Origin of the sequence: Streptomyces prunicolor (assembly GCF_045162825.1) — a bacterium.
GTDB lineage: Bacteria > Actinomycetota > Actinomycetes > Streptomycetales > Streptomycetaceae > Streptomyces > Streptomyces prunicolor.
This window is the reverse complement of record NZ_CP108676.1, coordinates 3,455,759-3,480,576: the sequence shown is the minus strand read 5'-3', so window position 1 is coordinate 3,480,576 and position 24,818 is coordinate 3,455,759. Positions and strand designations below refer to the sequence as shown.

The window sequence follows — 24,818 nt, the reverse complement described above, 5'->3', positions numbered from 1 at the left end:
CGAGCTGCACGTCCGTGATCCGTTGAGCGGCTTCTCAGTGAAGGCGACGCAGGATCGACCAGATCCCCTCCAGCGGTACGTCAGTCCTGGATGAGGGCAAGTTGCTTCTCGATTTCGCGGGGGTTGGTGTCGCCTGCGACCTTCTGCAGAAGCGGGGTGTGGTCGAGGATGAAGTCGCGGACCGGCCGCAGTGGTGCCGGCGCGTGGTGGAAGACCTGGCCGAGAACGTATGCCTGCTGGACCTGCCGGGCGGTGTGGGGCTTGCGCGGGTCCTCATACCTTTGCAGCGCACGCTGTACGGCGCTGAGGTCGGTGAGGTCGATGCCGCGCAGGGCCCGGCCGAGGAAGTAGCCGTCCTCGATGGACATACCCGCGCCGTAGGCGGCGTAGGGGGAGGTCGGGTGTGCCGCGTCGCCCACCAGGGTGGACCGTCCCTTGGACCACTGCTGCAGACGGGGCCGGTCGCGCAGCACCCAGCGTTGGACGTTGTCCGGCTCTGTCCGGGCGATCAGTCCGGGCAGGGGCGCGGGGAACTCCGCGGCCAACGCGGTGGCCGCGGCCTTGAGGTCGGACGGTGCCGGGGCGTCGGGGTCGGTGGCGGTGAGCACCCACCACTGGAAGCCGTCGCGGCCCTTGTGCCGGATCGATGTCCAGCTTCCCTGCACCGTCCTGCTGTGCGTCAGGACGGACTTGTTCGGTTCGGTGCCGTCGACGTCGGTGAAGGTGAATCCGCCGAAGATGTGCAGTCGGTGCTCGCGCTTGGGTGTATCCCCCCACAGCGTGCGCCGTACCAGCGAGTCGATGCCGTCTGCGCCGACCAGTACGTCGTGCTCGGCTGTGGTGCCGTCGGCGAAGTGCAGAGTGACCGCGTGGTCGTTCTGCTCGATCCGGGTCACCTGCTGGTTGAACCGGAGGGTGTCCGGTGGGATGGCGGCGAGCATCCGCTCGTACAGTTCGGGCCGTAGCAGTCCGATGAACCCGCCGCCGTATGCGCGCTTGGTCTCCGGGTCTTGCCTGACGTGCGCGCGCACGTGGCCCCGGAGGTTGCGGAACTCGGAATCCGTGGGGGAGCCGAGGTCTTCGGTGTCCACTCCGAGGATGCGGAGCGCCTTCAGGGGCGGCGGCCACAGGTTGAGGATGTTGCCGGCCGGCCGCGCCTCGCGGTAGCGCTCGTAGACGGCGACCTCATGACCGGCCTGGGCAATGGACAGGGCCGCTGCCATACCGGCCGGACCGGCGCCGAGGACGGCGACTCGGCCACCGGGGTTGTTCTGCATGAGCATGGGGACACCTCGCGTCATCGAGAGGAAACAGTAGCGAGCACTACTGTTGGTCGCAGACTGTAGTGTGGACTACGGTTCAGTCAAGACCTGTGCACGCACCCCGGGGAACGAGAGGCTGAGGCCATGGGCGAGGCCCAAGCAGCGCAAGCGGCCGACCTGGAGATCCGGCCGCCCAAGCAGCGGCGCAGCCGCGAGGCGTGGAACCGGGTGCTCGATGCCGGAGTGTCGATCCTGGAGGACGGCGGGTACGAGGCGTTCACCATCGCCGCCGTATGCGAGCGGGCCGAGGTCGCGCCGCCGGCCATCTATGCCCGCACCACCAGCAAGGACGCTCTCTTCCTTGCCGTCTACGAACACGGCATCCAGCACCTGCGCGCGGAGCAGCAGGTCTTCTCCGACAACAGCCGATGGGCAGACCTGTCCGCGGCCGAACTCGTCCGCGCAGCAGTGGCCGAAACGGTCGGCATGTTCCTGCGCCACGAACGGTTCCTACGGGCCGTCGTCCTGACCTCCGCGTCACATCCTGAGATCCGGCGCCGAGGTTCCCGCTACAGCCAGGAGCTCGGGAACGGATTCGCCAGGGTGGTCCTTCGGGTGGCGGACGCCATCACGCTCCCCGATGTCGAGACCGCGGTGCACTCCTGCTTCAGCACCGTCTTCGCCGCGGCGGTCATCCGTGTCGCCTACGGCCCGGGATTCGCCCGGCCGGTGCCTGTCGAGGACGACGCGTTCATCGCCGATCTGGCAGAGACGGCGGTGCGCTACCTGCTGTCTGCCTGACAGCTTTTGGCCCGAACCTCTGTCATCTACGGCACCGCTGTCCCCCGGCATGACCACACAGTGACGGGATCGAGCGCTGACACGCACGACCGAAGCGCCCGGTTCGGAGTCAAGCTGAGGTCAGGCCAGTTGCTCCGGCAGAGGTCGGGGATCGACCGTGCCTGCCCGGCGCCGGGATGCCCACAATCCGGCCGCGACGAGGGCGGCGACCAGCCCCAGCACGCCGACCGCGCCGGCGAGGCTGCCCACCGCCGACTTCCCGGCGAGCAGCACGAGTGGGCAGATGAACTCGCCGCCGAAGAAGGCCGCCATCCACAGTCCCGTGCCGCGTCCGCGGTCCTCGAACGCCAGCCGGGACATGGCGCTGGTGAGGAGGGCGGGCAGCAGCAGGCCGGTGCCCACGCAGTTGACGACGGCCCCGACGACCAGCAGCGGGGCGTTCCCCGCCAGGAACATCACCCCGAAGCCGACCGCGCAGAGTGCGAGAACGGCGGGCAGCATCGGGTCGGGAGAGCGCTTGAGCCGGGCGAAGGCGACCGCACCACCCACAGTGGCGGCACTCGCGATCGCGGTGGCCAGGCCGATCACGCCGGAGTTCTCCACCCCCAGGTCGTCGAGCAGGTACGACATCTCGACCGGGACGGTGTAGAAGACCATCGCCCCGAAGAAGGTGAGGGCGCAGATGCCCGCCAACTGCCGCCAGGGGAAGGTGCGTTGCAGCCTGACTGTGGTGGAGGTGTCCTCGGTGGCCGTGCGGGGTGCCGGGTTGGTCAGGACGGTGGCCATCAGTGGGGCGAGTACCAGACTCACGGCGTAGACCCAGAAGGGCACACGCCAGCCCGCCGATCCGGCGGCGCCGCCGAGCACGAAGAAGACGGTGGCCGATGCGGAGGCGCACATGGTCTGCAGGGCGAGGTACTTCACCCGCCGGTGGCCCGAGTAGTAGTCGCCGATCAGTGTCGTGCAGCACGTCATGATCGCGGCCTCGGTGACACCGACGAGGGCGCGGCTGGCGATGATCGCCCCCAGCGAGTCCAGCCAGAGCGGCGCGGTGCCGAACACGGCGTACAGCAGGGTCGCCACGATCAGTAGCCGCTTGCGGCCGAGCCGGTCCACGATCACCCCGGCGAACGGGGCCAACAGGGCCAGTGCCAGCGCCGGAACGGTCAGTGCGAGCGGCACCAACGCCTTGGCTCCCGGCACGGACGCGAAGTGGTCCTGCATCTTCGGAAGCACCGGGGCGATGAGCACCGCTCCCAGGATCGGCAGACAACTGCCCGCCATCAGCAGGCTCACGCGCAGCAGATGAGCCGGGCCCGAGACGGGGACAGAGGACGGAGCGGCATCGTCGACCGCGGTGGGAGACGGCGACGGAACGGAACCGGGCATGGCGACTCCAGGGACGGTGTACGGGAGCGGGCATGCCTGACACGGGCGCCGAGGACGCACGGCATGCCGGGGACGGCCGCACACCGGCGGCTGGCCGGACAGCGGCGTGCGGGTAGGAACGACTATCGGTCGTCAGGAGCCCGGTCGCCATCCTCCGCGTGATCCGAATCCTCTATCCCGCCTATCCACACCATGGATGAGCTGCCCGTACACCCTGGACGTCACGGGGGCATGCCGCAGGGCGGTTCCACCGTCGTTGCCGTGGTGGAACCGCTCCGGGTTTGGCACGAGCAGGGGTCAGAACGCTCCGGGCGTACGGCCGAGAGTTCCGTCGGGGTCGCCGGGGTCGGCGCCCTTGACCTGGCCGAAACAGAGCTCGACCTGGGAGCGGAAGCGCTCGACGGCGGCGCGGTTGCTCATGAACTTCGCGAAGGCGTCGGGGTCGGTGTTCTTGTACGAGGCCAGGGGCTTGAGGCCGGTCGGCGGGGCGACGTCCTTGCGGACGGACCAGGTCCAGGTGGCGATGGCGTTCTTCTGCACGGCCTGGGAGTCGAGCCAGCTGAGGAAGAGCTTGGCGCCGGCCTTGTGGGGCGCGTTCTTGAAGATGGCGCCCCGCTGGGCCCAGGAGTTGAAGCGCTCGGAGTTCGAGAAGACCTGGGTGCCGTTGGGGCGGGCGTCGCCGCCGACCGCGATGGAGGCGAGGTAGTCGCCGCTCGCCACGCCGGCGGCCGAACCCGGGACGCCACGGATCAACTTGGGGTTCTGCTTCACCAGCTTGGCCAGGTAGTTCCAGCCGTACTTGTCGACGAGCTGCTTGTAGCCGAAGGGCACGGCGTCGTCGTCGTTCGGGTAGGTGAAGTCCATAAATGCATAGGGGAGTTCACATATGTCGCAGGCCAGACGCACCCGGTGCCACCACTGCTTCCGGCGGCGACTCCTTCCCCGTCGCTCCTTCCGCCAAGATCGTCGACACTCGTTCGGTCCTCGGCATCAGCGCCGCACTCGGCGCGACGTCCACCAGCTCATTCCAGGTACTCGGGCAGGGCGGCGTGCCGTCTTCCGGGGTATCGGCCGTTTCGGTGGACATCACCGCGGTGAACGCCACCTCGTCGGGCAGCTATCTGCAGATGTACGGACGGCAAGGGCTGGACCATCTCCGGCAGTGTCAGTGAGACCAAGTCCACCGGGCACTCCACCGGGTACACGGGGAAGGGCCCGTGCTTCGCTCGCCAGTGGCGCGTGCCCATCAACTACGGCTACGTACGGACCAAGGTGACCTGCCTGCACGTCGGCGGCTGCACGACGTACGAGATCCGCCCTCTCGGCTACAAGATTCCCTCCGGCGGCGCCGTGGCCGAGTACGGCAAGACAGTCACCAAGTACGACGGATCCCACGGCTATGTCAACGCGCCCAACAGCCGCCGGGGAATCGTGAGGCCCGGGACGTACTTCTCTCTTTCCTCGGGGCATTCCATGACCTACACCGTGGGGGCCACCGTCTTCGGTATCGGTATCTCCTCGCAGACGATATACAACGGCACCCACACCCAGAAGATCGAGGCCGGAAACAAGGCCGAGGACCATGCCATCCGGGGAGCAAAGGGAACACTTTATGGTAAGCCCGGCACGTTTTACTCGTACTGGCCGATGCGTGCTGCTGGGAGTCGCCGCCACCCTGCTCGCCTCCTGTGCGGGTCCGGCGAGTTCCTCCCCTGCGACAGGGCACGCTCTCACGGCGGGGGGTCCTCCCTCTGTCGGGATTCTGGGTGTTCCCAACGCCAAGATCGGAAACGTCTGGAGATTCGCCTTCCCGCTGTTCACCAACAACTCGAAGACGACGCTGCGGATCACCTCGGTGCGGCTGGACAATGTTCCGTCCGGTGCGCGGGTCGAGGGATACCCGGTCTATTCCATGAAGGACACGAACGGATACATCCTGGACAGTGAGGAGGGAGACAAAGACGTATCCGGATCCAGGGACATGACCAAAATGCCCAACTACGCCGGTAAACCCATCGTGATACGGAGTCATCAGGACAGTGGTGACTACTACGCAATGGTCAAGGTGAAGGTTGTCGGGCGCATCAAGAAGCACCTCAGCGGCTGCCGCGTGAACTACACACAAGGCAGCACCAAGTACACCCAGAAGGTGCACTGCGAATACGCGCTCGACATGAAGTAGCCACTGACACAACCACCAGGCACCACCACGCGTGCTGTGCCGCGGTTACCCCTTTCCGGGGACAACCGCGGCACAGCGTCACCACGCACATGCCGGCCGGCAACCGCAGCGGGAGAGAGTCGTCAACGGTATGCCTCGGGTCCGCGCGGTGAACCGGCGATGCGTCGTCGCCCGCGAGACACCGAACGTCTCCGGCAGCTGCCGCCAGGCACACCCGCTGGTCAGCACATGCGCGACCGCCGTGAACACAGCCCGCTCGTCACCCGGAGCGGTCCCCCCCTGGCTGTGACGGAGCGCTACTTTGGCCAGGTGTCGCGCTGAGCAGCTGTCCTGGCGTCCCGCCGGCTCGTTGGTGTCGGAAAATCCCGAACTCATCATTCACACTCCGGGCAGGATGCCTCTGTGCATCACATCCTGTGCGGGCTCGCCGCCAATCCAGCTCTGTCGTCCGAGCTGGTCGACCGGCTGATATCCATCGCGGACGACGACATCGCCGCGGACCTCGCCTGTCGCGCGGACCTCAGTCGCGCACAGGCGGTCGCGCTGGCCGAGCGCGTCGACGAGAGCGCGGTGCGGCTCGCGCACGAGGGTCGGCTGACCGCCGCCGACGTCGATCCCGCTGTCTGGCCGGATGCCGCCCTCGCCCTGCTCGACCACGGTGTCGGCCGCCCGGAGTGGGCGCGTCTCCTCGCGGCGGACCCGGTCCGTGAGCGCCGGGAGAAGCTGGCAGCCTGCCCCGGCCTCCCGTCCGACGTGGTGGACACGCTCGCGGCGGACCCGGACGTACGTGTCGTCGCCGAACTCGCGTTGTGGACCACCCCGGACGTGGCCGCGAGGCTCGCCGCTCATCCGCACGCCGATGTACGCCGCGCGGTGGCGGGCAACGAGGCGACGCCCCCCGCCGTACTGGCAGCGTTGGTGACCGGAGAAGGGCTGCCTGCGGCGCGACGCTGCCTGGTCTGTGACCGTGAGGAGACCCCCTTCGTTCACGATCCGTACTGCCCGCGGCTCGACTGCGAGCTACCGCCGGGCGCCTCCTGCGACGGCTCCCACGAGTCCACCGTTCATGGCATGCGGGAGGCGGCACTGCGTAACCCTGCCACCCCCGTCGAAGCCGTCGTCGGCTTCGTGGACCATCCGTCGATGCTGTTGCGCTGGGCGCTCGCCGCCCGCCAGGACCTGCCCCGGCAGGTGTGTGCACGGCTCGCCTCGGACCCCGTTCCCGGTGTCCGCGCCGACCTTGCCGAAAATCCCGCGATCGACGATGCCCTGATCCGTGTGCTGGCCGGTGACCGTGACCCCGACGTGCGCCGCAGCCTTGCCCACCATCCCCGCGTGCCGCTCGACGTGCTCACCCACCTGGCCCGAACTGCCAAGATCGGCAACACCCTGCTGCCCCGAATCGCAGCCGCTTCTCCCGCCGAGGTCGAAGAACTGGCCACATCACCGGACCCGGCCGCCCGCATGCTCGTGGCCCAACTACGCGATCTGCCGACCGAGATACGCGACCGGCTGGCCGACGACCCCGACGCGAAGGTGGTCAAGGCCCTCGCTCCGCACCCCGGTCTCACCGAAGCGCAGCTGCGCGCCATGGTCGACCGACACGGCGTCCGTGTCCTGGCCAAGGTGGCGACCAACCCGGACGCGCCCCCGGCACTGCTGGAGGAACTGGTCCGGCACGAACCAACGGTGCAGAAGGTGTTCCGTGAGGTTGCCCGACATCGCGGGGCAACGGCCTCGGCGCTGCTCGTCTGCCTCGCGGACGGACAGGCGAGACCCGTGGCCGCCGGCCATCCGGCGCTCCCGCCACCGGTCATCGTGGAGCTGCTCGCCGACGCGGACCGGCAAGTGGTGGAAGCCGCCGCAGCCAACCCGTCCCTGCCGCCTGCCGTGCTGTCCGATCTGGTGTGCCTGCAGTGACCTTCAAGGGTCTGAGGACGTTGGCGGATTGCTCGGGTCGCGGATCCTGATCGTCCTGGGCTTGCGGCCGGCTCGTCGGTGCCGCCAGGATCGGCTGCATGATCAAGGGTGTGATGTTCGACTTCTCCGGGACCCTCTTCCGGATCGAACCGGCCGCGCAGTGGTTGCGCGCGGTGGCGACGAAGGCCGGTCTGGACGTGCCCGAGGGTGAACTCGACGCGTGCGTCAGCCGGTTGGAAGAGTTCGGGGCTCAGCCCGGAGGGGTTCCTCCGCGCACGGTGCCGCCCCATCTGGAGGCGCTGTGGCGGGAGCGGGATCTGACCGCCGAACGACACCGGGCCGCTTTCACAGCCCTTGCCCGGGAAGCGAAACCGCCTGCGGCCGACCTGGCCGAGGCCCTGTACGAACGTTCCCAAGTGTCCGGGGCATGGCTGCCTTATCCCGACACCGAGGAAACCCTCCGCGCCCTGCGCGGCCGAGGCATCCCGGTCGCCGTCGTCAGCAACATCGGCTGGGACATGCGCCCCGTCTTCCGCGACCACGGTGTCGATGACCTCGTGGACGCCTACTTCCTCTCCTTCGAGCGCGGGGTGAAGAAGCCCGATCCCCGGATCTTCCAGATGGCGTGCGACCAGCTCGGAGTGGCGCCCGGCGATGCACTCATGGTGGGCGACGAGCCTGTCGCGGACGTCGGAGCCGCCACACTGGGATGCCGGGTCCACCTGGTCGATCCCCTGCCCGTCGACCAGCGTCCCGGCGCGCTGGCCGAGGTGCTCCAGCTCCTCTGACGTGGCCCGACCGGGGCGACCTTCGGCCCGATGACGAGGGCCCGGCGACCGAACGCCGTCCGGCCCTCGGGCACAACCCTCCGGTGTTCTGGCGTGTCCACGTAGTGTGCTGACGATACGTAGAACATGGCGAAGAGCGGCGGCCGCCGCTTTCGCGGCCGCCGTCATGGCGGTCGCGACCCCGGCCGCGCACGCCGCCGGAACGACGCTCGTCCTGGACGCCCAGGAGAACTACTACCTCCCTACTGAGGGCGAGGGTCCGAACCTGGACCTCGGCATCACCGCCTCGGGCGGGGACGCCCATGACGTCTCGGTGGCGGTCGACGCGTCGTCCCTCGCCGGGAAGGCGACGATGGAGGTCACGGGGGACTGCGTGAGCACCGGCACCCTGAAGGTGAGGTGCGACGTGGGCCCGCTGTCGGGCAAGGAGTCGATCGACCCGTTCTTCCTGAAGCCCACCGCGGCCGCCAAGGCGGGCGACACCGGTGCCATCACCTACACCGCCACCGCCTCCGACGCGGCCACCGTGACGGGGAAGACGGACGTCCTGGTCGGCGGGCCCAAGCTCGTCGCCCGGCCCTACCCGGCGCTGAAGGGCATCGCGCCCGGCGCCGTCTTCGAGCGCACCCCGGCCTTCGCCGACACCGGCGCAGCCCCCGCCGACAAGGGCGTCATGCTGTGGGTGCAGGACTCGGACGGCGTCTCTCTCGCCCGTGACCACTCCAACTGCCACTACGCGGACCGGCCCGACATCGGCGCCTGGTGCCGGTTCGACACCCCGGTCGCGCCCGGCGCGGCCTACGAGACGGACGCGCCGCTGCGCTACACCGCCTCCAAGGACACGATGTACGGCTACAACACCTACCTCGCGTGGCCGGTCGGCGGCAGCGCGCCCGACTCCTTCGACCCGTCCGACTTCCCCGACACCGGCACCGGCGCGCCGCTCGGCCTGAAGTCCGTCGCCTCCGGCTCCGGATTCACCGGCCCCGGGTACGGCACCTTCGCCACCACCCAGCACGCCGACTACCAGGCACTCGGTGACACGGTCCAGGGCAAGGTCGGCGAGACGGTGAGCATCACCTTGGGCGTGCGGAACAACGGTCCGGGCCGGATGGACTTCCGGTGGGGGGATGCCAACAACTCCGGCACGTTCGTGGTGACCCCGCCCGCCGGCACGACCATCACCGGCGCCCCCGGCCCCGGCGAGCAGGGTGACCCCGGGCCGCTGTGGAGCTGCACACCGGGCAAGGCCGGCGCGAAGAGCTACACCTGCGACATCGCCAGCACGGACTTCGGGCCGGGCGACTTGGTGACCCAGGAGTTCACGGTGCGGATCGACAAGGTCGTCCCCGGCGCACGGGGCAGCGTGCGGGCGGTGGAGAACCCCGAGTACCCCAATCGTGACGACGACGCGGCGAACGACACCGCGGCGGTCGCGGTGAAGGCCACCGGCTCGGCGACGTCCAGCCCGTCGCCCAGCGCCTCCGCGTCCCCGTCGGCCACGGCCACCCCGAGCCCGTCCGGCTCCGGGGCGGGAACCAGCGGCGGAACGACGACCGGCGGCGGGCTCGCCGCCACGGGCGCGGACGGAGTCCTGCTGCGGGCGGGCATCGCCGTCCTGCTGGTGGCGGGCGGCGCGCTGGTGTTCCTGGCGGCGCGGAGGTCACGGCCGCAGGGCGTCAGCGGTCGATGAGGCATTCCGTCACCTCGCGAACCGCATTTCGTCAGTAGCCCGACCAACTCCGCGGGTGCGGGGAGCAGTTGCCGGAGCGGCACTTGCCGACCATGTTGACGGGACCATCCCCGCGCCCGCGAGGAGTCGGGCGAGCCACTGAATTCTCCTCGTGCCTGCACGGTGCCGGAGAACCGTGCAGTCGCCAAGGTCACCTCTCCGCCGAGTGGATCACGGCGACAGGACAGTCCGCGCGGTGCAGGGCCACCATGCTGACCGGGGTCGGCAGAACGCCAGTCCGGCGGCCCCGGCCTCGCGCACCGACGACGACCAGCTGTGCCCGGGTGCTCGCCTCGACGAGCGCCCGGCTGAGCCCGCCCCGGGCGCGGGCACGGTGTGTGGTGACGTCCGGGTGCTTACCGCTCTGCACGGACAGGGCTTCGGCGAAGGCGTCGTACGACCGGCCGTGCCACGCGGTCGTCCTCTCCAGCACGACCAGATCCGTGTCACGCGCCGCTGCCTCGGCGTAGGCGAACTCCACCGCTTCCCGGACCTCCTGTGCGTGGCCGCCGACCAGCACGACGGGACCGGCCGGGTCCGGCCTGCCGCGTACCACCAGCATCGGCGTACGTCCGTGGGCTGCCAACTGCCCGGCGACCGAGCCACGTCGCAGCGACCCGGCCCCGCCCGGCGGACGGCCGCCGACCACGAGGAGGGACGCCTCTCGGGATGCGGACTCCAGCACCGCCACGGGGGCACCCATCAAGACCTCGTGCGTCACCCGGAGTTGGGGCGCGGCACCGACGGCCCATCGCTCGGCCTCGGTCAACGCTCCCTTCACCACACGGCACGCCCCCGCTCCACTCCGGTCCCAGGGCGGAACACCGGGTGACACACGAGCTGTCGGCCACTCGTAGGCGTACGCCAACCGGAGTTCCACCCCGATGCGATCGGCCTCGTGCGCCGCGGCCTCCACCGCGGCCATGCCTGACTGCGAGCCATCGATTCCCACTACGACCGGGCCGCTCATGACGGTCCTCCCTTCACCACACGTCGTCTCGGAACCTCGGGCGCCTCGCACGGCGTTCGTCGGCGGGCGACCGGGTGCTGCCGGATCCGTGACCTCGCGGTGTCGGCCCGGCAGCACCCGGCTTGCTCCCCAGGACTCAGACTCTCCCCGGCGCCGCGCACCCGACAGGGCCGGACGGGTACCCGAAGCGTGCCGTCCGGCCCTGACTCGGTTCCCTGCCACGGCAGGAGACGGAGGGTCAGCGGACGGAGGAGCAGTAAGGGGGAGTGGAGGACGGAGGGTCCGGAACGGGACGACCGGTGCGTCGAGCGCGGCACACCTCATCGAACCGCCGGATCGGCGTGGCCGCAGGGTGCCAGAAGTCTCCTGATCGGAGCCGAGTGGCCCGGCCGACGGACCGGGTGGCCCATGGTCCGTCGCGGGGCGCCGGACACACGCTGGTCATGGCAGTTCCCCTACTCCGTCGGGAGGCAGGCCATGATCACCACCCCCACCCCCAGCATGCTGCGCGCGCTGCCCGCCGAGGACCGGCAGCGGCTGCTGCGCACCGCCCGCGAGGTGTCCTTCGCGCAAGGGACGCGCCTGTTCGAGGAGGGCGGCCGGGCCGACCGGTTCTGGATCATCCGCACGGGCACGATCGAGCTCGACATGCGTGTGCCGGGCCGTCGCCCGGCCGTCATCGAGACCCTTCGGCACGACGAACTCGTCGGCTGGTCCTGGCTGTTCGCCCCGCACGCCTGGCATCTCGGCGCCGAAGCGACGACCCCCGTGCGGGCGTACGAGTTCGACGCCACGGCCGTCCGCCTGATGTGCCGGGAGGACCCGGCCCTGGGCAGCGCCGTCGCCCAGTGGGTCGGCGACGTGCTCGCCCACCGCCTGCGCTCCGCCCGGACCCGGCTGCTGGACCTGTACGCCCCGTACGGCGCCGGCAGCACCCTCTGACACCCTCTGGCACCGTTTGACCGGGCCCAAGGAGGAGGTTCGCGACAGCGACCCCACCGACACACGGTGCGGACGTGTTTCCGAGCCGACGGGGGCCGGTCGGCCCTAGTGCGATCGGGCCCGGCGCGTGATGATCGTCCTCACGGGAAACCCGCAGCCCGTTCGCCACCGGGGAACAAGGGGAACAAGGGGTCGTCATGGCCGAGCCACGCACCTTCACGGAGCAGAACCCGATCCGTGTCTTCCTGCTGGACGACCACGAGGTCGTACGACGCGGCATCACCGACCTCCTGGACACCGAACCGGACATCTCGGTGGTCGGCGACGCGGACACCGTCGAGCACGCCCTCGCCCGCTGCCCGGCGGTGCGCCCGGACGTCGCCGTGCTCGACGTACGTCTCCCCGACGGTGACGGCATCACGGTCTGCCGCGAGCTGCGCAGCCGGATGCCGGAGCTGGCCTGTCTGATGCTGACCTCGTTCGACGAGGAGGACGCCCTGCTCGACGCCATCATGGCCGGGGCGTCCGGCTACGTGCTCAAGCAGATCAGGGGCTCCGACCTGGTCTCCGCGGTACGGACGGTCGCCTCGGGCCAGTCGATGCTGGACGCCGCGACCACGGCCCGCCTGATGCGCTCGCTGCGCGCCGAGCCCGCCGAGACCCCGGCGCTGTCGCCCGAACTGGCGAGCCTGTCCCCGCGTGAGCGGGACATCCTCGCCCTGATCGGGGACGGACTGACCAACCGCGAGATCGGCAAGAGGCTCTACCTCTCGGAGAAGACCGTCAAGAACCACATCTCCCGGCTGCTGGCCAAACTCGGCGTCCAGCGCCGGGTCCAGGCCGCGGTCCTGGCCTCGCAGTTGGAGCAGTCGCAGGCGGGCGACCGCCCCGAGAAGTGAGGCCGCCGGGCCCGACCGCCGCCATCGGCGCAGGGCGGGCAGGAGGCCCCGATGCGTACCGCGGCCCTCGACGGGACGACGCTGGAAAGGGTGCTCGCCGCGGCCGTAGCCGCTCCCTCGATCCACAACACCCAGCCCTGGCGCTTCAGCCCGGCCCCGGAGACCCTCACGGTCGAGATCCGCGCGGCCACGCAGCGCGGCCTGCGCCACATCGACCCGACGGGCCGCGCCCTGCACCTGTCCGTCGGCTGCGCCGTACTGAACCTGCGGGTCGCGGTCGAGCACTTCGGCCGGGAACCGGTGACCCGTTCCTCCCACGCCCGGAGGAGCCGGACCTGCTCGCCACCGTACGTCTCGGCGGCACCGCCAGGACGTCCTCGCACACTGCGCCGTACGACGCCGTGTGGCGCCGGCGCAGCAGCCGATTCCCCTTCTCTGGACGGCAGTTGCCCACCGCCCTGCGTACCGAACTGGCCGAAGCGGCACACAGGGAAGGGGCACGGCTGCACTGCCTCCCGCCCCGTGGGGCCGACGGCGTGCTGTCCCTCACGAGGGAGGCGGAGCACCGCAACACCACTGACGCGGACCGCGCCACGGACAGCCGCCGCTGGGTGGCGGAGACGCACGACAGCGGCCTGGGCATACCGGCGCAGGCGCTCGGTCTCCAGGACTCCCTGGAACGCGTGCCGGTGCGCGACTTCGGCGCCCACCGCCACCGGAACGGCCTCACCGTGCGCCCCTTCGAGCAGCGGCCCTCGAACGGGTCCTGCTCATCACGACCGCGCACGGGGTACGGGCATCGCTCCTGCACCAGGCACTCCTGCCTCCCACGGTTCCCGCCTGCCCAGTGACGACGACCAGGGTGTCCCACCGGTGCGACCGGGCGGCGGCAGGCCGGAGAGTGGCGGCAGGTGGCGGTTCCGCGGTGCGAACGCGGGCGCCGGGCCCTCGACGGTAGGAGTGATGGAGATGGCGAAGCTGCTTTTCGTGCTCACCGGAGCGACGTACTGGGTGTTCAAGGACGGCACCAGGTACGCGACCGGTTACTGGGCCGAGGAGTTCGCGGCCCCGTACAAGCTCATCACGGAGGCAGGTCACGAGGTCGTGGTCGCGACACCCGGCGGCGTGACACCGAACGTCGACATGATGAGCCTTCGGCCCTCCATGGCGGGCGGTGAGCAGGGCGCCCTCGACCTTGAGGAGATCATCCGTTCCGCGGAGGTGATGCGGAGGCCGATCCAGTTGTCGGACGTCCGTCTTGAGGACTACGACGCGGTGTACGTGCCCGGCGGTCACGGCCCGATGTCCGACCTTGCGTGGGACGCCGACATGGGCCGGATACTGACGGCGCAGCTCGCCTCGGGCAACCCGCTCGCGATCGTGTGCCACGGCCCCGCCGCGATCCTGGCCACCAGGATCCACGGCGAGTCGCCCTTCAAGGGCTACCGGATCACCTGCTTCACCAATGAGGAGGAGGAAGGTGTCGGTCTCGCGGACCGGGCGCCGTGGCTGCTGGAGACGGAGCTGAAGGACAAGATCGGCGTCGAGTTCAGCCGCGGTGCGATCTGGAAGCCGTACACGGTGGAGGACCGCAACCTCATCACCGGGCAGAACCCCGACTCGGCCGCGGTGCTGGCGGAGCGTCTCCTGGAGCTCGTGACATAGCCGGCAGCGGAACCTGGAACTCCCTGGCGCGAACCGGGGCCGTAGGGGCGAGTCTGGTGGTGTCGGAAGTTCGTCCGAGAACGGAGAAGTACCCCATGGAACGGAGGAGCACCCCATGGACATGAAGCTCGAAGTCGTCGTGGTGCCGGTCGGGGACGTGGACCGGGCCAAGGACTTCTATACGGCGCTGGGCTGGCGGCTCGACGCCGACGTCGCCACCGGCGAGGACTTCCGGGTGGTGCAGGTGACCCCGCCGGGTTCGCCGGCCTCCGTCATCTTCGGCACCTCGGTCTCGTCCCAGGCGCCAGGCTCGGCCCAGGGACTGCACCTGATCGTGGACGACATCGCCGCCGCCCGCGACGAGCTCAAGCGGGCCGGCGCCGACCCGAGCGACGTGTTCCACGACGAGGGCGGCGTCTTCCACCACGCGGGGACCGACGCCCGGGTGCCCGGGCCGGATCCGCAGCGCAGCAGCTACGGCTCGTTCCTGTCGTTCAGCGACCCGGACGGCAACGGCTGGATCCTCCAGGAGATCACCACCCGGCTCCCGGGCCGCGTGGACCCGGCGGCCACGACGTTCGCCTCCGCCGAGGACCTGGCGAGCGCGCTGCGCCGGGCCGCCGCGGCACACGGCGAGCACGAGGCGCGTACCGGCGAGGAGGACCCGGACTGGCCCGACTGGTACGCGCGGTACATGGTCGGCGAGCAGGCCGGTACCGAGCTGCCGTCGTGAGCACGTCGGTCGGGCGGGCGGCTGCGCCCGTTCGGTACCTCGGCCGGGGCCCGAAGCGCCCGACGGCCTCGGATTCCGCCGCGTCCTCGACGCGAGGGAAGTGAGCCGGCCGTGTCCGGGAAACCGCTGGCCGGAGCCGTCGCGCTGGTCACCGGCGCAAGCAGCGGCATCGGCGCCGCGACCGCGCGCCGACTGGCCGAGGAGGGCGCGGCGGTGGCGCTCGTCGGCCGCCGACGCGCCCGCCTGGACCGGCTTGCCGAGGACATCGCCAACCTGGGCGGCCGGGCCCACGCCGTGGCGGCCGACATCACCGAGCCCGAGCAGGCGTACCAGGCGGTCCAGGTCACGCTCGGGCGGCTGGAGCGCCTCGACATCCTGGTCAACAACGCCGGGATCATGCTGCTCGGCACCGCCCTGCACACCACCGTCGAGGAGTGGGACCGGATGGTCTCGCTCAACGTGGCCGCGCTGCTCCACGTCACCCACGCCGCCGTTCCGTATCTGATCGACGCGGCGGCCACCTCCCCGCGGCAGGTGGCCGACATCGTGAACGTCGGCTCGACGGCCGGCCGGGTCGCCCGCCCGGGAAGCAGCGTCTACAACCTGACGAAATTCGGTCTGAACGGCTTCACCGAAGCGCTGCGCCAAGAGCTGCTCGTGGAGCGGGTACGGGTCGCCGTGGTCGAACCCGGCACCGTACGCACGGAGTTGGCGGACCACCTCGGCGAGGCCACCCGGGAGACGGCCCTCCGACAGGTCGGCGGCATCGAACCGCTACGGGCCGAGGACATCGCGGACGCGATCGGCTACATCGTCACCCGGGAGCGCCGGGTGGCCGTCAACGAGATGCTGGTGCGGGCCGGTGACCAGCCGTGGTAGCCGCAGACGAGGAGGACGGACGGATGAGCCCCTACGACAACGGTTACGACTACGACGTCATCGTGCTCGGCGGCGGATCGCCCGGCGAGCACTGCGCCGGCGCCCTGGCCGAGGGCGGTCTGCGAGTCGCCCTGGTGGAGCGCGAACTGGTCGGCGGGGAGTGCTCGTACTGGGCCTGCATCCCCTCGAAGACACTGCTGCGCCCGGGCGAGGCCGTGCACGGCGCCCGAGAGGCCGCGGCGAGCGCCCAGGTCGACGTCCAACAGGCCCTGGCCTGGCGGGACTTCATGGTGTCGGACTACTCCGACGCCGGGCAGGAACGCTGGCTGGCCGACAACGGCATCGCGCTGCTGCGCGGCACCGGGCGCCTGGCCGGACCGGGTGTCGTGGAGGTGGCCGGCGCCCGCCACACCGCCGAGCACGTCGTCGTGGCCACGGGGGCGGCACCGATCATGCCGCCGGTCCCGGGCCTGGCCGAACTGACCGGCGTGTGGACCAACCGCGAGGTGACGGGCATGAAGGCGGTCCCGCGCCGGCTGATCGTGCTCGGCGCGGGCCCTGTCGGCGTGGAGATGGCGCAGGCCGTACGCCGTCTCGGCGGCGAGGTGGTCCTCACGGCCCACGGCCCGTACGTCCTGCCCCGCGAGCCCCGGCCACTGGGCGAGGCGCTCGGCGAGGTGCTGCGCCGCGACGGGGTCGAGCTGGTGCTCGGGCCGCGCACGGTCGCCGCCCGGCGCGAGGGCGAGGGTGAGGGCGAGGACTACGTCCTGACGCTCGACGACGGGCGGGAACTGCGCGGCGATCACCTTCTGGTCGCCACCGGGCGCCGCCCGCGCGTCGACGACATCGGCCTGGACACGGTGGGCGTGAAGGCCGACGAGCACGGCATTCCCGTCGACTCGCGGCTGCGTGCCGCTGAGCGGCTGTGGGTCGTCGGCGACGCCACCGGCCTCTGGATGCTCACCCACGTCGGCAAGTACCAGGGCGAGATCGTCGCCGCCAACATCCTCGGCGAACCCCGCGAGGCCGACTACACGGCCGTACCCCGCGTCGTCTACACCGACCCGCAGGCGGCGTCGGTCGGCGCGGACGAGGCACGGTTCGGCGCCACCGTCCCGATCTCCGGCGTGGCCAAGACCGCCGCCTACACCCGTGCCTACGCCGACGCCAACGGGTTCCTCACGCTGCTCAGCGACGGCCGGGTGATCACCGGCGCCCACGCCCTCGGCCCGGAGGCGGGGGAGTGGCTGCAGCAGGCGACCCTCGCGATCCGCGCCCGCGTCCCGCTGGACGTACTGCGCGACACGATCCAGCCGTTCCCCACGTTCTCGGAGATCTACGTCGCCGCGCTCAAGGACCTGCACGAGCAGATCGGGGCCGTAGCGGGGAAGCGGTCGGCATGACGCGCTACCGCACACTCAAGGTCGACGACCTGGAGATCTTCTACCGCGAGGCCGGGCCGCCCGACGCCCCCGTCCTGCTGCTCCCGCACGGCTTCCGGATGGCCATGGCGCGCCCGGAGCGGCTGGAGGCCCTGATCGTCCAGAACGCGGTGGCCCACGACAGCGGGCTCGGGCCGCTGTGGGCTGGTGCTCCGGCCACTTCGTCCTGGACACCCGCGCCGACGACGCCGCCCGGCGAATCCGGGCATTCCTGGCAGAAATGACCTGAAATTTACCGCCTACGGCCCGCGCTCTCCCCGCTGTAGCGTGCAGTGTGACCAGGGGGCGTACCGCAATCAAGGCGGGTAGCCGTGGCGCATGCCGAGCACAGCTCACCGGACGGGGCGAAGACCGGCCTGCTCGGGAGACGGACCGAGTGCGCCCTGCTGGACGAGATGATCAGCGCGGTCCGCATCGGGGACAGCCGCACCCTCGTGATCCACGGCCCACCCGGCGTCGGGAAATCGGCGCTCCTCGACTACGCGACCCGGGCGGCGACCGACCTGCGCGTGCTGCACGCCGTCGGCATCGAATCCGAGATGGAACTCGCGTTCGCCACCCTGCACCAGATCTGTGCGCCGCTGCTCGAACGTCTGAAGAACCTGCCCCAGCCGCAGTGCGCCGCCCTGGAGACGGTGTTCGGGATACGCGCGGGCCCCCCGCCCGACCGCTTCCTGGTCGGGATGGCCGTACTCGGGCTGCTGTCCGACGCCGCCGAGAAACACCCGCTGCTCTGCCTGGTCGACGACGCGCAGTGGATGGACCGGGTCTCGGCGCAGATCCTCGGCTTCGTCGCCCGCCGGCTGCTGGCGGAGTCGGTTGCCCTGGTCTTCGGGGCCCGCGAGGAACCTCGGGACCTGCTCGGACTGCCGGAGCTGAAGGTCACCGGGCTGGGTGACGCCGACGCCCACACCCTGCTCGACTCGGTCACCCACACCCGGCTCGACCAGGACATCCGCGACCGGCTCGTCGCGGAGACCAGAGGCAACCCGCTTGCCCTCCTCGAACTGCCCCGAGGACTGACCGTGACCCAACTGGCCGGTGGATTCGGCCTCTTGAACGGCGACACGCTGCCCGGCCGGATCGAACAGAGCTTCCTGAGCCGGATCGAGGGGCTGCCGGACGAGACCCGGCTGCTCCTGCTGATCGCGGCCGCCGAGCCGGTCGGCGATCCCGCCCTGGTGTGGAGTGCGGCCGGACGGCGCGGGGTGACACCGGAGACGGCTCTCGTCGGCGGCACGGACGGGCTGCTGTCGTTCGACATATGCGTGACGTTCCGGCACCCGCTGGTGCGGTCGGCCGTGTACCGGTCGGCGACGGAGGAGGACCGCCGGGCGGCACACCTGGCCCTCGCGGAGGTCACCGACCCGCAGGCCGACCCGGACCGCCGTGCCTGGCACCTGGCGGCCGCGACCGCCGGCCCGGACGAGTCCGTCGCCGCCGAGCTGGAACGCTCCGCCGGCCGTGCGCAGGCACGCGGCGGTCTCGCCGCCGCGGCCGCGTTCCTCCAGCGGTCCGTGGCCCTCACCGGCGACACCTCACGGCGCGCCGAACGGGCCGTGGCAGCCGCGGACATCAGCCTCCAGGCCGGTGACCTCGACGCCGCCCGCCGGTTCGTCGACATCGCGGAGCAGTACGCCCGGAGCGAGTTCCAGCGCGTCCGAGCCCATCTCGTACGCAGCCGGATCACGTTCGCGGCCGGCCTCGGCCAAGAGGCACCACCGCTGCTGCTGACGGCCGCACAACGGCTGGAGCCCTTCGACACGGACCTCGCGCGCGAGACCTACCTGCTCGCGTGGGGCACCTCCGCACTCGTCGCCGCGGACGCCGACAGCCTCATGACGATCTCCCGGGCGATGCGAGAACTCCCGGCGGCCACGGGAACTCCCCGCGCCCTCGACCTCGTCATCGAGGCCTGCGCGCTGCTCGTCACGGACGGCCGCGCCGCCGCCGTCCCCGCACTCCGGCGGGCGGTGACCGCGCTCGCGGACCTTCCCGCGCCCGACCTTCTGACCTGGGGCTGGGTGGCCAACGGCGTCAGCGCGGCGGTCTGGGACGACCAGGCCATGCGCAGCACCTACAGCAGGGCCGTCGAGGTGGCGCGAGCCGCCGGCGCCCTGACCGAACTCCCCTTCTGCCTCGCGTCGTTGGGCATGGCGACCACCTGGACCGGGGACTTCGACGCCGCCGCGGCGATCGTCGACGAGGCGGACATCGTCGCCGCGGCGACCGGCGTCCCGCTGGCGCCGCACGTCAAGCTCCGGCTCAGCGCGCTGCGGGGCCGGAGCGCCGATGCCGAGCCCCTCATCGCCGCCACGATCGAGGAGGCGGGCGCGAACGGCCAGCTGATGGGGGTCACGGTCGCCCACTGGGCCGCCGCCGTCCTCAACAACGGTCTCGCCCGCTACGAGCAGGCGCTGCCCGCGGCCCAGATCAGCAGCCGGATCGCCGACCTGTGGGTCTCGGTCTGGGTACTGCCCGAACTCGTCGAGGCGGCGGCGCGCGTCGGAGCCGAGGACGTCGCCGGTGACGCGCTCGCCCGGCTCGCGGACGCGGCGGAGCCCTGCGACACCGACTGGGCACAGGGAGTCCTGGCCCGCTGCCGGGCCCTGCTGAGCACCGGGGCACCCGCGGACCGCCTCTACCGCCGGGCCATCGAGCGCCTGGGCCGCACCCGGCTGCGCCCCGAACTGGCGCGCGCACATCTCCTGTACGGCGAGTGGCTGCGCCGGGACCGGCGGCGCAGCGACGCGCGCGGCCAGCTCCGTACGGCCTACGAGATGTTCGGGTCGATCGGAATGGAGGCCTTCGCCGAACGGGCCCGCCGTGAACTGCTCGCCACCGGGGAGACCGTCCGCAAGCGCACGGTCGAGGCCTCGACGAGCGACGAACTGACGCCCCAGGAGAAGCAGATCGCGCTGCTCGTACAGGACGGCTTCTCCAACCCGGAAGTCGGCTCCCGCCTGTTCCTCAGCCCACGGACCGTCGAGTGGCACCTACGAAAGATCTTCACCAAGCTGTCGATCACCTCCCGCAGACAACTCCGCGACGTACTGCCGCGCGGCAAGTACGAGGCCACGCCGGACTAGGAGTTCAAGCTCAAGGCACCAGCTGCTGGCCGCCGTCGATGTCGTAAGTCGCCCCGGTGAGTGCTGTGTTGGTCATCAGGTGGAGGGCGAGCGCGGCCACGTCCGACGGGCCCACGACCCGCCGGATCGGCAGCCTGGCGCGCAACTGCTCCCGGCGAGGCTCCAGTTCGTCGCCGAGCAGGCGTGCCGACAGCGGGGTGTCGACGAACCCGGCGGCGATCGCGTTGACCCGGACCGGGGCGAGTTCGAGAGCGGCGTTCGCCGTGATGGCGGGCAGGCCCGCGGCCGCGATCGCCGCGATGCTCAGGCCCACGCCGGGGCGACGGGCGTGCGTGCCGGTGATGTACGTCAGCGATCCGCCGGGACGGACACCTGTCGCGCACTCCCGCGCGACACGCAGCGAGCCCAGCAGATGCTCGTCGAGCACGCTCCGGGCCAGGTCGAAGTCCATGTCGGCGATCGGTGCGTAGAGCGGTCCGCCCCCGGCGACGAGGACGTGGTCGACCGGCGAGGGCAGTTCCGCGAAGAACCGGTGCAGCCCTTCGGCATCACCCAGGTCGAGCCTCGCGGACGTCGCGCCGAGCTGGTCCCGCGCGGCGTCGAGCCGTTCCTGGTCACGGCCGGTGATGACGATCCTCGCGCCGGTCGCGTGCGCCTGGCGGGCCGTCTCCAGCCCGATGCCGGAGCTGCCGCCGATGACGACAACTGTGCTTCCTGAGAGATCGTTCACGGCTGCCTCCGTAGGGGGGAGAAGGGACATGGCGCCGGCGCCGGTCAGACCGTCGAGCCGCTGGAGACGCCCGGTCCCCGCACGCGACCGCTCCCCTGGCCGGGCAGTCCCCACAGCCTGGTCAGGTGCCTCCGGCCGTCGGTCTGTCCAGGATCGTGCGGTCACCGTGTCGCTCGCGCCCGTGGTCCTCCCTGGCGGATCGCCGACCAGGGAGTCGACCGGCCGACGGCGACTGCGCCGCCCGCCACCGCCACCGCCCGGCACGGAACGGACCAGGGACTTCCACGGGCGCGATGCCCCCTCGCCCGGGGCGAAGCTGGACGAAGCCGCCCACCCATGCCGTGGCCGGCGGAGGGAGTCACCATGTCCAACCACTTCAGCGCGGCCTACCTCAGGTTCCCGGGCAATGACGCGCGCTTGGACCTGACCGACCTGTACGCCTTCCCGGCGTCCGGCGACACCGGCGGAACGGTGTTGATCATCGACGTGAACCCCTTCACGACGGGCCTGAGCGCGACCCCGCCGTTCCTCATGAGCCCGGAACTGCACCCCGACGCGGTGTACCGCATCAACATCGACAACGACGGCGACAACGAGGCCGACGCCGCCTTCTCGTTCGTGTTCACGCCGGCGAACGGCGGCCGGCAGACGGGCACGGCCTACTACGCCACCGGTGCCGACGCCCGCAGCGCCGAGCCGGCCGGTGAGGTGCTCGCGAGTGGCCTGCCGGTCGGCTTCGACGCGTCCGCGCAGCCCGTGCGAGCGGGCCGTTGCCGGCTGTTCACCGGCGTCCGCAGCGAACCGTTCTTCGCCGACGCCGAAGGTGCCCTGCACGGCTTCGAGTGGACGGGAGAGGACGCCTTCGCCGGCAAGGACGTGCAGTGCATCGCGCTGGAGGTGCCCGACGACATGCTCGGCCCGGAACCGGTGATCCACCTCTGGGCGACCGTCAGCGTGCGCCGCGCGGGCGCCCTCGTGCAGGTGGACCGCGGCGGGCATCCGACGATCAACCCGTTCATCAACCCCGAGTACGCCAAGGACGCGTACAACGCCGGACGTCCGGCGGACGACGTGGCGACGTACCTGGCGCCGTGGTCGAAAATCCTGGAGGGGAACGGCTATCCGCCCGCCGAAGCGGGTGCGGCGGCCGCCACCGTCCTGCCGGACGTCCTGAGCTACGACCGCGGCCGACCCGCCGCCTATCCCAATGGGCGCGGCCTCACCGATGACGTCTTCACGGCTCGGATGGCTTTCCTGACCAACGGAAAGGTCACCGAGGGCGGGGTGCCGCCGCACGACGACCTGCTGCCCGAGTTCCCCCACCTCGGCCCTCCGCACCGCTAACCGACAACCATCGGTCCGCACCACCACCGCCACCTCGAAGGGCCACCATGGACATTCCCGTCAAGCGGGTAGCCGTCATCACCGGCGCGTCACAGGGCATCGGCGCCGGCCTGGTCGAGGCATACCGCAAGCTCGGCCACGCGGTCGTCGCGACCTCGCGCACCATCACCCCCTCCGAGGACCCGGACGTGCTCACCGTCCAGGGCGACATCGCCGATCCGGGCACGGCCGGGCGCGTCACCGTCGCCGCGATCGAGCGCTTCGGCCGGATCGACACGCTGGTCAACAACGCGGGCCTCTACGTCGCCAAGCCGTTCACCGACTACTCCCGGGAGGAGTACGAGACGGTCATCGGCGTCAACCTGACCGGCTTCTTCCACCTCACCCAGCTCGCCGTCCGGCAGATGCTGCGCCAGGGCACCGGCCACATCGTCCAGATCAGCACCAGCCTCGCCGACCACGCCAACTCCGAGATCCCCGCGGTGCTCGCCTCCCTCACCAAGGGCGGGCTGCAGTCCGCCACCAGGGCGCTGGCGATCGAGTACGCCTCCCGCGGCATCCGCAGCAACGCGGTCGCGCTGGGCGTCATCAGAACCGCCATGAACCCGGACGCGACCGAGAGCCTCGCCGCGCTGCACCCGCTCGGGCGGATGGGCGAGATCGGTGACGTCGTCGACGCGATCCTCTTCCTGGAGAACGCGCCCTTCGTCACCGGCGAGATCCTCCACGTCGACGGCGGCCAGAGCGCCGGGCACTGAACTTGCGGTGCGGGTGGACGGGGACGGGTCCCCGGAGGGGACGACGGGTCGGCGACCGCGACCGCGGTCGGCCAGTGCCCTCGCGGAGGCAGGAGAGGGGCGGCGGGATCATTCACGGGGAGGGCTTCAGGGTCTGCGGATCGGGCGGCCGGACCGATCTCTGTCGCCGGGCGCCCGGGACCCCTCCCGAGCGCCGAGCCGGACAACGCGGGCGCCGGGCCTGGGCTCGGCCCCCCTCAGGTCGCGAGCAGAGTCCACGGATTCGGCTGGGCCAGCGCCAGCCGCGGCTTGCGCGCGGCCCAGTGCCGTACCGCCGTCTCCATGACCGCCCCCGGATCGTGGACCGTCCGCGTCGGTTCGAAGGGGGAGGACATGCTGGTGTAGCTCTGGAACATGGCCAGCAGCTGGACCGCGTGATGCTGGAACGGCGACAGGTACTGGTCCGCGAGGGGCAGGAAGAAGCGGTTCCAGGTGGCGGGCGGGACGAACGGGGGCTGCTCGATGGGGGCGACGCCATGGTGCGCGCGGAACTCGTTGAGGGTCCGGCAGGCGATGCCGATCATCGCGGAGAGGCGCAGACTGCCGCCGCCGCCCGCGACCACCTCGACGCGTGGAGTGTCCGGGGGAGCGGCGAGCACCGCCGAGGCGACGGCCTCCGCCACCTCGTCGACCGGGCTGATCTCCGCGTAGCCCTCCGGGTCGCCGACGACGACGGCGGCGAGGCCCGAGACCAGGGCGTGGATGATCGTGTACGGCCCGGAGAAACGGGCGATCCGCCCGTCGTCGCGCCGGCCCACGATCAGCGGTGGCCGCACGATCGTCAGCGGCCCGCCGTGCTCCTCGCGCACCACGGACTCGCAGGCGGCCTTCGACCACTCGTAGCCGTTGCGGTATCCCTCGAACTCCGCGCCCCGCAGATCCTCCGGGGCCCGCACCCCGCCCACGTACGCCGTCGAGACCTGCACGACGTGGGTGTCCCGGTCGGCCAGCGCGAGCACCGCCCGCAGCGGGTCCACGTTGGCCGCCTGTGCCTCCGCCCTGCTCATGGTCCAGCGGGTGGAGGCGGCGGTGTGCACGATCACGTCCCAGTGCCCCGACAGTTCCTGGGGCGGCGGCTCGTTGCCGATGTTCCAGGTCGTCACCTCCGCGTCCGGCGCCCGCCTGGCCACTCGGGTGAGTGACCCGGGACCTGAGGGGTCCGCGCGCAGCCGGTCGACGACTTCGGTGCCCACCACACCGGTGGCGCCGGTGACAAGGGTTCGCATGGTGTTGGCCGTTCCGTGAGGAGAGGGG

General features: G+C 71.1%; 23 protein-coding genes. 16 read left to right on the top strand and 7 right to left on the bottom strand.

Annotated elements, in window-relative coordinates:
• Positions 1-80: 80 nt before the first annotated feature.
• A complete protein-coding gene (locus OG588_RS15565; protein ID WP_405947808.1) occupies positions 81-1,283 on the bottom strand; it encodes an FAD-dependent oxidoreductase in 1,203 nt (400 codons plus the stop codon).
• 123 nt (positions 1,284-1,406) lie between these two features.
• On the opposite strand from OG588_RS15565, the gene OG588_RS15560 reads away from it, so the two are divergent.
• A complete protein-coding gene (locus OG588_RS15560) occupies positions 1,407-2,063 on the top strand; it encodes a TetR/AcrR family transcriptional regulator (RefSeq protein ID WP_405947807.1) in 657 nt (218 codons plus the stop codon).
• A 120-nt stretch (positions 2,064-2,183) separates the two neighbouring features.
• On the opposite strand, the gene OG588_RS15555 is transcribed toward OG588_RS15560, so the two are convergent.
• Together OG588_RS15555 and OG588_RS15550 are read right to left on the bottom strand one after the other, a co-directional pair.
• Positions 2,184-3,452 (bottom strand): MFS transporter, encoded by a 1,269-nt coding sequence (locus OG588_RS15555; protein WP_405947806.1) that lies wholly within the window; start codon positions 3,450-3,452, stop codon positions 2,184-2,186.
• Positions 3,453-3,749: 297 nt separating this feature from the next.
• Positions 3,750-4,316, bottom strand: coding sequence for a hypothetical protein (locus OG588_RS15550; protein WP_405947805.1), 567 nt, complete (start codon positions 4,314-4,316; stop codon positions 3,750-3,752).
• 787 nt (positions 4,317-5,103) lie between these two features.
• Here OG588_RS15550 and OG588_RS15545 point away from each other — a divergent pair.
• Complete coding sequence (locus OG588_RS15545; protein WP_405947804.1) at positions 5,104-5,634, top strand: hypothetical protein; 531 nt, start codon at positions 5,104-5,106, stop codon at positions 5,632-5,634.
• 78 nt (positions 5,635-5,712) lie between these two features.
• On the opposite strand, the gene OG588_RS15540 is transcribed toward OG588_RS15545, so the two are convergent.
• Positions 5,713-6,009, bottom strand: coding sequence for a transposase (locus OG588_RS15540; RefSeq protein ID WP_405947803.1), 297 nt, complete (start codon positions 6,007-6,009; stop codon positions 5,713-5,715).
• A gap of 27 nt (positions 6,010-6,036) precedes the next feature.
• On the opposite strand from OG588_RS15540, the gene OG588_RS15535 reads away from it, so the two are divergent.
• The 3 genes from OG588_RS15535 (at position 6,037) to OG588_RS15525 (ending at position 10,035) form a co-directional block, all read left to right on the top strand.
• The gene (locus tag OG588_RS15535; protein ID WP_405947802.1) at positions 6,037-7,554 is read left to right on the top strand and encodes a hypothetical protein; all 1,518 of its coding nucleotides are present in this window, start codon (positions 6,037-6,039) and stop codon (positions 7,552-7,554) included.
• Between the two features lie 98 nt (positions 7,555-7,652).
• Complete coding sequence (locus OG588_RS15530; protein ID WP_405947801.1) at positions 7,653-8,342, top strand: HAD family hydrolase; 690 nt, start codon at positions 7,653-7,655, stop codon at positions 8,340-8,342.
• Between the two features lie 166 nt (positions 8,343-8,508).
• A complete protein-coding gene (locus OG588_RS15525; RefSeq protein ID WP_405947800.1) occupies positions 8,509-10,035 on the top strand; it encodes a hypothetical protein in 1,527 nt (508 codons plus the stop codon).
• 190 nt (positions 10,036-10,225) lie between these two features.
• Here OG588_RS15525 and OG588_RS15520 read toward each other — a convergent pair whose 3' ends face one another.
• On the bottom strand, positions 10,226-11,044 hold the full coding sequence (locus OG588_RS15520; RefSeq protein ID WP_405947799.1) for a universal stress protein: 819 nt from the start codon (positions 11,042-11,044) through the stop codon (positions 10,226-10,228).
• A 477-nt stretch (positions 11,045-11,521) separates the two neighbouring features.
• On the opposite strand from OG588_RS15520, the gene OG588_RS15515 reads away from it, so the two are divergent.
• From OG588_RS15515 to OG588_RS15475, 9 genes are all read left to right on the top strand, one after another.
• Positions 11,522-11,986, top strand: a complete 465-nt coding sequence (locus OG588_RS15515; RefSeq protein WP_405947798.1) for a Crp/Fnr family transcriptional regulator — start codon at positions 11,522-11,524, stop codon at positions 11,984-11,986.
• 197 nt (positions 11,987-12,183) lie between these two features.
• Complete coding sequence (locus tag OG588_RS15510; protein ID WP_405947797.1) at positions 12,184-12,885, top strand: response regulator; 702 nt, start codon at positions 12,184-12,186, stop codon at positions 12,883-12,885.
• 446 nt (positions 12,886-13,331) lie between these two features.
• Complete coding sequence (locus tag OG588_RS15505) at positions 13,332-13,736, top strand: hypothetical protein (protein ID WP_405947796.1); 405 nt, start codon at positions 13,332-13,334, stop codon at positions 13,734-13,736.
• 118 nt (positions 13,737-13,854) lie between these two features.
• The gene (locus tag OG588_RS15500) at positions 13,855-14,550 is read left to right on the top strand and encodes a type 1 glutamine amidotransferase domain-containing protein (protein ID WP_405947795.1); all 696 of its coding nucleotides are present in this window, start codon (positions 13,855-13,857) and stop codon (positions 14,548-14,550) included.
• Between the two features lie 115 nt (positions 14,551-14,665).
• Positions 14,666-15,283: a VOC family protein gene (locus OG588_RS15495; RefSeq protein WP_405947794.1), complete on the top strand. Its 618-nt coding sequence runs from the start codon at positions 14,666-14,668 to the stop codon at positions 15,281-15,283.
• Positions 15,284-15,394: 111 nt separating this feature from the next.
• Entirely contained in the window at positions 15,395-16,162 is a 768-nt protein-coding gene (locus OG588_RS15490; RefSeq protein WP_405947793.1) for an SDR family NAD(P)-dependent oxidoreductase, read from the top strand.
• Positions 16,163-16,185: 23 nt separating this feature from the next.
• Complete coding sequence (locus OG588_RS15485; RefSeq protein WP_405947792.1) at positions 16,186-17,565, top strand: dihydrolipoyl dehydrogenase family protein; 1,380 nt, start codon at positions 16,186-16,188, stop codon at positions 17,563-17,565.
• Complete coding sequence (locus OG588_RS15480; RefSeq protein ID WP_405947791.1) at positions 17,562-17,828, top strand: alpha/beta fold hydrolase; 267 nt, start codon at positions 17,562-17,564, stop codon at positions 17,826-17,828. Before OG588_RS15485 ends, OG588_RS15480 begins: the two co-directional genes overlap by 4 nt.
• 87 nt (positions 17,829-17,915) lie before the next feature.
• Complete coding sequence (locus tag OG588_RS15475; protein ID WP_405947790.1) at positions 17,916-20,693, top strand: ATP-binding protein; 2,778 nt, start codon at positions 17,916-17,918, stop codon at positions 20,691-20,693.
• Positions 20,694-20,703: 10 nt separating this feature from the next.
• On the opposite strand, the gene OG588_RS15470 is transcribed toward OG588_RS15475, so the two are convergent.
• Positions 20,704-21,423 (bottom strand): SDR family oxidoreductase, encoded by a 720-nt coding sequence (locus OG588_RS15470; protein ID WP_405947789.1) that lies wholly within the window; start codon positions 21,421-21,423, stop codon positions 20,704-20,706.
• A gap of 363 nt (positions 21,424-21,786) precedes the next feature.
• Between OG588_RS15470 and OG588_RS15465 the strand changes: the two genes are divergently transcribed.
• Positions 21,787-22,767: a DUF4331 family protein gene (locus OG588_RS15465; RefSeq protein ID WP_405947788.1), complete on the top strand. Its 981-nt coding sequence runs from the start codon at positions 21,787-21,789 to the stop codon at positions 22,765-22,767.
• A 47-nt stretch (positions 22,768-22,814) separates the two neighbouring features.
• Positions 22,815-23,525, top strand: a complete 711-nt coding sequence (locus OG588_RS15460; protein WP_405947787.1) for an SDR family NAD(P)-dependent oxidoreductase — start codon at positions 22,815-22,817, stop codon at positions 23,523-23,525.
• 236 nt (positions 23,526-23,761) lie between these two features.
• On the opposite strand, the gene OG588_RS15455 is transcribed toward OG588_RS15460, so the two are convergent.
• Positions 23,762-24,790, bottom strand: a complete 1,029-nt coding sequence (locus tag OG588_RS15455; protein ID WP_405947786.1) for an SDR family oxidoreductase — start codon at positions 24,788-24,790, stop codon at positions 23,762-23,764.
• Positions 24,791-24,818 lie beyond the last annotated feature (28 nt).

Bases quoted from the DNA above. Each gene is read 5' to 3' on its own strand.
- OG588_RS15550 (WP_405947805.1), bottom strand. From the start codon at position 4,316: ATGGACTTCACCTACCCGAACGACGACGACGCCGTGCCCTTCGGCTAC.
- OG588_RS15510 (WP_405947797.1), top strand. From the start codon at position 12,184: ATGGCCGAGCCACGCACCTTCACGGAGCAGAACCCGATCCGTGTCTTC.
- OG588_RS15465 (WP_405947788.1), top strand. From the start codon at position 21,787: ATGTCCAACCACTTCAGCGCGGCCTACCTCAGGTTCCCGGGCAATGAC.
- OG588_RS15455 (WP_405947786.1), bottom strand. From the start codon at position 24,790: ATGCGAACCCTTGTCACCGGCGCCACCGGTGTGGTGGGCACCGAAGTC.
- OG588_RS15555 (WP_405947806.1), bottom strand. From the start codon at position 3,452: ATGCCCGGTTCCGTTCCGTCGCCGTCTCCCACCGCGGTCGACGATGCC.
- OG588_RS15525 (WP_405947800.1), top strand. From the start codon at position 8,509: ATGGCGGTCGCGACCCCGGCCGCGCACGCCGCCGGAACGACGCTCGTC.
- OG588_RS15565 (WP_405947808.1), bottom strand. From the start codon at position 1,283: ATGCTCATGCAGAACAACCCCGGTGGCCGAGTCGCCGTCCTCGGCGCC.
- OG588_RS15520 (WP_405947799.1), bottom strand. From the start codon at position 11,044: ATGAGCGGCCCGGTCGTAGTGGGAATCGATGGCTCGCAGTCAGGCATG.
- OG588_RS15530 (WP_405947801.1), top strand. From the start codon at position 7,653: ATGATCAAGGGTGTGATGTTCGACTTCTCCGGGACCCTCTTCCGGATC.
- OG588_RS15500 (WP_405947795.1), top strand. From the start codon at position 13,855: ATGGCGAAGCTGCTTTTCGTGCTCACCGGAGCGACGTACTGGGTGTTC.
- OG588_RS15540 (WP_405947803.1), bottom strand. From the start codon at position 6,009: ATGAGTTCGGGATTTTCCGACACCAACGAGCCGGCGGGACGCCAGGAC.
- OG588_RS15515 (WP_405947798.1), top strand. From the start codon at position 11,522: ATGATCACCACCCCCACCCCCAGCATGCTGCGCGCGCTGCCCGCCGAG.
- OG588_RS15485 (WP_405947792.1), top strand. From the start codon at position 16,186: ATGAGCCCCTACGACAACGGTTACGACTACGACGTCATCGTGCTCGGC.
- OG588_RS15460 (WP_405947787.1), top strand. From the start codon at position 22,815: ATGGACATTCCCGTCAAGCGGGTAGCCGTCATCACCGGCGCGTCACAG.
- OG588_RS15495 (WP_405947794.1), top strand. From the start codon at position 14,666: ATGGACATGAAGCTCGAAGTCGTCGTGGTGCCGGTCGGGGACGTGGAC.
- OG588_RS15560 (WP_405947807.1), top strand. From the start codon at position 1,407: ATGGGCGAGGCCCAAGCAGCGCAAGCGGCCGACCTGGAGATCCGGCCG.
- OG588_RS15480 (WP_405947791.1), top strand. From the start codon at position 17,562: ATGACGCGCTACCGCACACTCAAGGTCGACGACCTGGAGATCTTCTAC.